The organism is Streptomyces sp. NPDC059398 (genome assembly GCF_042751845.1).
Taxonomy (GTDB): Bacteria; Actinomycetota; Actinomycetes; order Streptomycetales; family Streptomycetaceae; genus Streptomyces.
In genome coordinates this window covers 96,336-102,372 of sequence record NZ_JBHYWP010000011.1, presented here as the reverse complement: position 1 = coordinate 102,372, position 6,037 = coordinate 96,336, and the positions used below count along the sequence as shown (strand labels likewise).

Sequence of the window (6,037 nt, the reverse complement as noted above, 5' to 3'; positions counted from 1 at the left end):
TAGACACCCCCGCCGGCCCGACCCGCGGCCCCCGCCCCCCGGCGCGCGGCCCCGGCTGCTGGCGCGGGCGCGGCCCGTGGTGTCGTCCCTGGCGTCAGACCGAGACGCCGAAGTCCTGGGCGATGCCGACCAGGCCCGACGCGTAACCCTGGCCGACCGCGCGGAACTTCCACTCCGCGCCGTTGCGGTAGAGCTCGCCGAAGACCATCGCGGTCTCCGTGGCGGCGTCCTCGCTCAGGTCGTAGCGGGCGATCTCGGCCTCGCCGGCCTGGTTGACGATCCGGATGAAGGCGTTCCGCACCTGGCCGAAGTTCTGCGAGCGGTTCTCCGCGTCGTAGATCGAGACCGGGAAGACGATCTTCTCGACGTCGGCGGGCAGGCCGGCCAGGTTGACCTTGATCTGCTCGTCGTCGCCCTCGCCCTGGCCCGTGACGTTGTCACCGGTGTGCACGATGGTCTGGTCCGGCGTCGCCTTGTTGTTGAAGAAGACGAAGTGGCCGTCGGAGTAGACCTTGCCCTCGCCGTTCACCGCGATGGCGGAGGCGTCGAGGTCGAAGTCGGTGCCGGTGGTCGTGCGGACGTCCCAGCCGAGGCCCACCGTGACGGCGGTCAGGCCCGGGGCCTCCTTGGTGAGCGAGACGTTGCCGCCCTTGGACAGGCTTACAGCCATGGGGATGTCCCTTTCCGTTCGGTGCGCGGGCTTCGTGTGGTCACGAAGCTACCGTCACCCGCCATAACGTCGGCAGGGGACCGGGAGGTTCCAACTCTCCCCGCCCTCTTTGCTTTCTTTACCCGGCGCGCGGCGGACCACCGAACGGCCCCGGCCGCGAAAAAAGGGTGACGCACCGGCTCGGACCGGCGACCATGGACATATGTCCGGTCCCTATGTCGTCCGTGGTGCGGTCTCCCTGCCGGAGGCCGAACTCATGTGGCGTTTCTCGCGCTCGTCAGGACCCGGCGGCCAGCACGTCAACACCAGTGACACGCAGGTGGAGCTCCGCTTCGACCTCGCGAACACGGAGGCGCTGCCACCGGTCTGGAAGGAGCGCGCCCTGGAGCGGCTGGCCTCCCGGCTCGTCGGCGGGGTGGTCACCGTACGGGCGTCGGAGCACCGGTCGCAGTGGCGCAACCGCGAGATGGCGGCGGTGCGGCTCGCCTCGCTGCTCGCGGAGGCCACGGCGCCGCCGCCGAAGCCGCGGCGGGCCACGAAGATCCCTCGCGGGATCAACGAGCGGCGGCTGCGGAACAAGAAGCAGCGCAGCGACACCAAACGGGGCCGGGCCGGCCGCGGCTGGGACTGACCCGCGTCCGGCCCCGCACGGGCGGGAACGTTCCCCGGACCGTAAGGCGCCTTACGGAGGGAGCCCCGCCTCCGGCCCCACTCGGGCGGGAGCCCGCTCCCCGCCCTCACCCCAGCTGCCGGTACCGCCCCTGGAAGTACGCCAGCGGGCCGGTCTCCCGGCCGGGCAGATCCGTCGTCAGGACGCGGCCGATCACCAGGGTGTGGTCCCCCGCCACCACCCGCTGCTCCGTCACACACTCCAGCGTCGCCAGCGCGCCCCCGATGAGCGGGGCCCCCGACACCTCGCCGCGGGTGAACGCGAGATCGGCGAAGAGCAGCTCGTCGCTGATGCGGCCCTTCATCGAGAACCGGCCCGCGATCTGCCGCTGACTCTCCGCCAGGAGCGAGGCCGCCCAGTACGGCTGCTCCGCCAGCAGGTCGTCCATCCGGGAGTCGTTCCGTACGCTCACCATCGCCAGTGGCGGGTCCAGCGACACCGACATGAACGAGGTCGCCGTCATCCCGACGTCGGCGCCGCGCGGGCCGCCGTCCACGTCATGGGCGGTCACCAGCACCACACCGGCGGCCAGCCGGGACATGGCGGCGCGGAAGTCGTCGTTGCTCACCCCCTCAGGATGGGGGATGGGCTCGGAACGCGGGGCGGGGATCGTCTGGGACACATCAGGAACGCTAGCTCCGGCCGCGGACCCGCCACATCGGTCCACAGGACCAGACAGGTCCTAAGACCCGGCCCCGGACCCGACCCGCCCGGACCCACCCCGGCCGGGACCCGCCCGGACCCCCGGCCCCGGACCCGCCAGGACCCACGGCCGGCCGGCTGCTTCTCATCCGGCTTCTCGTCCGTCTGTCCGCCCGGCTTCCCGCCCTCCGCGCATCGGGCTTCTCATTCGTCTCAATCGCCTCAATCGGCTCATCCCGCCCATTCAACCCCCCGTACCCCCTTGTGACTTGAGTCACGACCGGCATAAATTGTTGACCCTGCGTACCTGGTGCACAGCTCGCTGTGATTCAGTGGCGGAGACACTGCACCAAGAGCGCCGATCAAGAACCCTGGAGTTGCTGTCGAGGTCTCGGGGAGAGCGAACGATGGAGAGCGAGTCGGAGCCGTACGTCCGTCTTGCGACCCTGCGGCAGTTGCACCAGGCGGTCGCCCAACTCAACCAGGCCCGCAGCCTGGCGGACACCCTGCAGACCGTGGCCGACGGCGTCGTGGCCGGGCTCGGCTATGAGCTGGCCTGCGTCAATGTGGTGCGTCCGGACGGCGACCTCATGGTCGCGGCCCTCGCCGGGGACGACTCCGCCGCCGCCCTGATGACCGGCCGCGTCGGCTCCCGCACCTCCTGGGAGCGCAGGCTCTCCATGGGCGTGGCCTGGGGCGACCTGAGGTTCATCCCGTACACCGAGGGCTGGGTCCTCGACAACGACGACGTGCCGCAGGTGCACAACGACGGCCCGGAGCCGCGTTTCGAGGACGAGTGGCACCCGTCCGACCGGCTCTTCGCCCCGATGTACGCGACCGACGCCTCCGGCGGTGAGCTGATCGGCGTCATATCCGTCGACCGCCCGCGCAACGGCAGGCACCCCGGGGCGTGGGGCCAGGAAGCGCTCCAGATGTACGCGTTCCAGGCCGCCATCGCGATCAGCAACGCCCGGCTGCGCTCCAACATGCAGCGCGCCCTGGTCCGCCTGGAGCGTGAGCAGCAGGCCCTGCGCGCCAGCGAGGAGTCTTTCCGGCAGGCCTTCGAGTACGCGCCGAGCGGGATGGCCATCGCGGAGATGGGCGGCGACCAGCACGGCAGGCTGCTGCGGACCAACGACGCGCTCTGCCGGCTGCTCGGAAGGCCCGCTTCCGCGATGCGCCGGTACTCCTTCGCCGATCTGGTCCACCCCGAGGACGTCGGCACCCTGCTGCGCACCTCCGCCGAGGGCGGCCGCGCCGAGCTGCGGCTGCGGCGCCGCGACACCTCGTACGTCTGGGTCTCGCTCCGCAACTCCGTGGTGGCGGACACCACCGACGGCCCCCGTTTCCTGCTGACCCACGTCGAGGACGTCGAGGAGCGCAAGCGCCATGAGCTGGCCCTCGCGCACCGCGCATCGCACGACTCGCTGACCGGGCTGCCCAACAGCGCGGAGCTGCGCGCCCGGCTCAGCTCCCGGCTCTGCGAGTGGCCGGACGCGGTGCGCGAGACGGCCGTCGAGGCGCTGGACGCGGCGTACGAACAGGGTCCCGCGGGGGCGGACCGGGCGTACGGGACGAGTCCGTTCGCCTTCGGTGGCGGGTCGGGCGCCGGTCTCTACGAGCATGTGCACACCGTCGCCCCCTCGTCCGAGACCGGGGACGGGACCGGGGGAGCGGGGCCGGACGGCGACGACGGGACGAAGGGCCTCGCGGTGCTCTTCTGCGACCTCGACGGCTTCAAGTCGATCAACGACCGCTTCGGCCACCACACCGGGGACGCGGTCCTCATCGAGGTGGCGCGCAGGCTCACCTCCGGGGTGCGCGACGGTGACACGGTCGCCAGGCTCGGCGGTGACGAGTTCGTCGTCCTGGCGGACGGTCTCGGCTCGGCGGACGCCGCCGACCTGGCCGTACGGCTGCGGAACGCGATCATTCCGCCCATCCGGGTGGACGGCAGGGCGGTCCGCGTCGGGGCCAGCTTCGGCATCGGCTGGGCGAGCTGCGGCATGACGGTCGAAGAGGTGCTGCGCTCCGCCGACCAGCGGATGTACGTGGAGAAGCGGTCCAGGTCCAAGCTGCACCGGCGGGCCGGGTAGGGCCTTTCGCCGGTGGCCGGGACCGTCCGGACTGGCCGGACCGTTCATCCGTACGGGGTAGGCTCCCCGGGTCAGCGATGTGTGAGGAGTGCAAGGGATGACGGCCGGCAACAACGGCGCGAGCACACCCGAGGACGACGATCCGTTCGGCTATCTGTACGAGGACGGCCGGGCAGCAGGAGCCGTTCCCCCGCCCGGCGGCGGCGGATACGGCTACCCGGGTCCGACGTCCGGCGGGCAGCCCGGGGTGCCCCGGACGTCGTACAACCATGTGCGGACGGTCGGCGAGCGCCAGTACGGGCAGCAGGCACCGCAGGCTCCTCAGCAGGGGTACGGGTATCCGCCCCAGCAGCACGGTCAGCAGGCGTACGGCCAGCAGCAGGCGTACGGCCGGCCGACCGCGCAGTACGCGGCACCGGAGACCTATCCCGGCGGTCCCCCCGTCCAGCAGCCCCCGCGGCAGCCGGGCAACGGCGGCCGGGGCGGCCCGAACCACAAGGGGCTGCTGATCGGCGCGGTCGCGGTGGTCGCGGTCGTTCTCATCGGGATCGGGGTGGCGCTGGCGACCAGCGGCGACTCGAAGGACCAGGACGCCGCGCCGGACAACTCGGGCGGCGGCCAGACCACCGCCGAGACGGCCCAGCCCAGCAAGAGCGCGTCGGCGAAGCCCCCGAAGACCGAGCTGCCGAAGCAGGACGCCGCGACGCTCCAGCTCAGCGGTGCGGCGACGACCAGCAAGGACGTGCCGGGCGCCAAGGGCTCCGGGGGCACCTATGTGGTGATCAACCAGCCCGGCGACTCGGCTACCTGGACGGTGGACGCCCCCTCGGCCGGCCCCTACCGGCTCTCCATCGACTACGGCGTGCCGGGCAAGGACGCCAAGACCTCGCTCACCGTGAACGGCGACGCGAAGCCCGGGTCGGTCAACATGAAGAACTACGCCGGAGCCCCGGACGGTGACGCCTCGAAGGGGTGGACCAACACCTGGAACCTGGTCAACCTCAAGAAGGGCTCCAACACCATAAAGATCTCCTGCGAGGACGGCGACCAGTGCGGCGTCAACCTGGACCAGGTCTTCCTGCAGACCCAGGACGGCAAGTCCACCATGACGCCCTGACATGACGCACTGACATGACGCCCTGACATGACGCACTGAGACGGCAAGGCCGAGCGTCCGTGAGTCCCGCCGGGACGGGCCCGGACTAGGCCGACGGTGTGTGAGCGGTGACGAGGACCTGCGGAAGCAGGTCCTCGTACGCTTTCCGGTCGAACTCGCCCGCCGCGGGCGCCAGCACGGTGGCCGCCGAGAGCGCCACCGCCCTGGCCAGCCGTTCCGGCCATGGGAGTTCTTCCACCAGACCCGAGAGCAGTCCGGCGACCGCCGAGTCGCCCGCGCCGGTCGGGTTGCCCTGGAAACGGGCCGGGGGCAGCGCCTGCCAGCTGCCCTCGGGCGATGCGGCCAGCATCCCTTCGGCGCCGAGTGAGGCGACCACGGTGTGGGCGCCGCGGCGGCGGGCATCGCGGGTGGCGCGCTGCGGTTCGCGGGAGCCGGTCAGCTGGGCCAGTTCGTCGGCGTTCGGCTTGACCAGGTCGGGGCGGGCGGCGATGCCCCGGCGCAGCGGCTCACCGCTGGTGTCCAGGAGGACCGGGACCCCGGCGCCGCGGGCCTGCTTCACCAGCTGGGCGTAGGCGCCGACCGGGACGCCCGGCGGCAGGCTGCCGCAGAGGGCCACCGCTTCGGCGTCGGCCAGCAGCTTTCCGTACGAGGTGAGGAAGGCGTCCCACTCGTCGGCCGATATGGTCGGCCCCGGCTCGTTCAGCTGGGTGGTGTCGCCCGACTCCGCGTCGACCACGGCGATCGTGGGGGGGGGGGGGGGGGGCGGGCCCCCCGCCGCCCCGGGGGGGGGGCCGCCCCCCCCCCCCCGGCGGGCGACCCCCCCCCCCCCCCCCCCCCCCCCC

Annotated in this window: 5 protein-coding genes and 1 pseudogene; 3 read left to right on the top strand and 3 right to left on the bottom strand. The window is 72.2% G+C overall.

The window, feature by feature from the left end:
• Positions 1-94 precede the first annotated feature (94 nt).
• Positions 95-670: a TerD family protein gene (locus ACFXBC_RS06770; protein WP_385019451.1), complete on the bottom strand. Its 576-nt coding sequence runs from the start codon at positions 668-670 to the stop codon at positions 95-97.
• A gap of 202 nt (positions 671-872) precedes the next feature.
• Here ACFXBC_RS06770 and arfB point away from each other — a divergent pair, with 202 nt between their 5' ends.
• A complete protein-coding gene (arfB, locus tag ACFXBC_RS06765) occupies positions 873-1,301 on the top strand; it encodes an alternative ribosome rescue aminoacyl-tRNA hydrolase ArfB (protein ID WP_385019449.1) in 429 nt (142 codons plus the stop codon).
• A gap of 106 nt (positions 1,302-1,407) precedes the next feature.
• On the opposite strand, the gene ACFXBC_RS06760 is transcribed toward arfB, so the two are convergent.
• Positions 1,408-1,962: a flavin reductase family protein gene (locus ACFXBC_RS06760; RefSeq protein WP_385019446.1), complete on the bottom strand. Its 555-nt coding sequence runs from the start codon at positions 1,960-1,962 to the stop codon at positions 1,408-1,410.
• 427 nt (positions 1,963-2,389) lie between these two features.
• Here ACFXBC_RS06760 and cdgB point away from each other — a divergent pair, with 427 nt between their 5' ends.
• On the top strand, positions 2,390-4,078 hold the full coding sequence (gene cdgB, locus ACFXBC_RS06755; protein ID WP_385019444.1) for a diguanylate cyclase CdgB: 1,689 nt from the start codon (positions 2,390-2,392) through the stop codon (positions 4,076-4,078).
• A 97-nt stretch (positions 4,079-4,175) separates the two neighbouring features.
• Positions 4,176-5,195, top strand: coding sequence for a carbohydrate-binding protein (locus ACFXBC_RS06750; RefSeq protein WP_385019442.1), 1,020 nt, complete (start codon positions 4,176-4,178; stop codon positions 5,193-5,195).
• A gap of 85 nt (positions 5,196-5,280) precedes the next feature.
• Here the strand turns inward: ACFXBC_RS06750 and ACFXBC_RS06745 are convergent.
• Positions 5,281-5,940, bottom strand: a pseudogene (locus tag ACFXBC_RS06745) (1-phosphofructokinase family hexose kinase); the annotation flags it as partial.
• Between the last annotated feature and the right edge of the window lie 97 nt (positions 5,941-6,037).

Coding starts and splice junctions, on each gene's coding strand:
- ACFXBC_RS06770 (WP_385019451.1), bottom strand. CDS start 670: ATGGCTGTAAGCCTGTCCAAGGGCGGCAACGTCTCGCTCACCAAGGAG.
- arfB (WP_385019449.1), top strand. CDS start 873: ATGTCCGGTCCCTATGTCGTCCGTGGTGCGGTCTCCCTGCCGGAGGCC.
- cdgB (WP_385019444.1), top strand. CDS start 2,390: ATGGAGAGCGAGTCGGAGCCGTACGTCCGTCTTGCGACCCTGCGGCAG.
- ACFXBC_RS06750 (WP_385019442.1), top strand. CDS start 4,176: ATGACGGCCGGCAACAACGGCGCGAGCACACCCGAGGACGACGATCCG.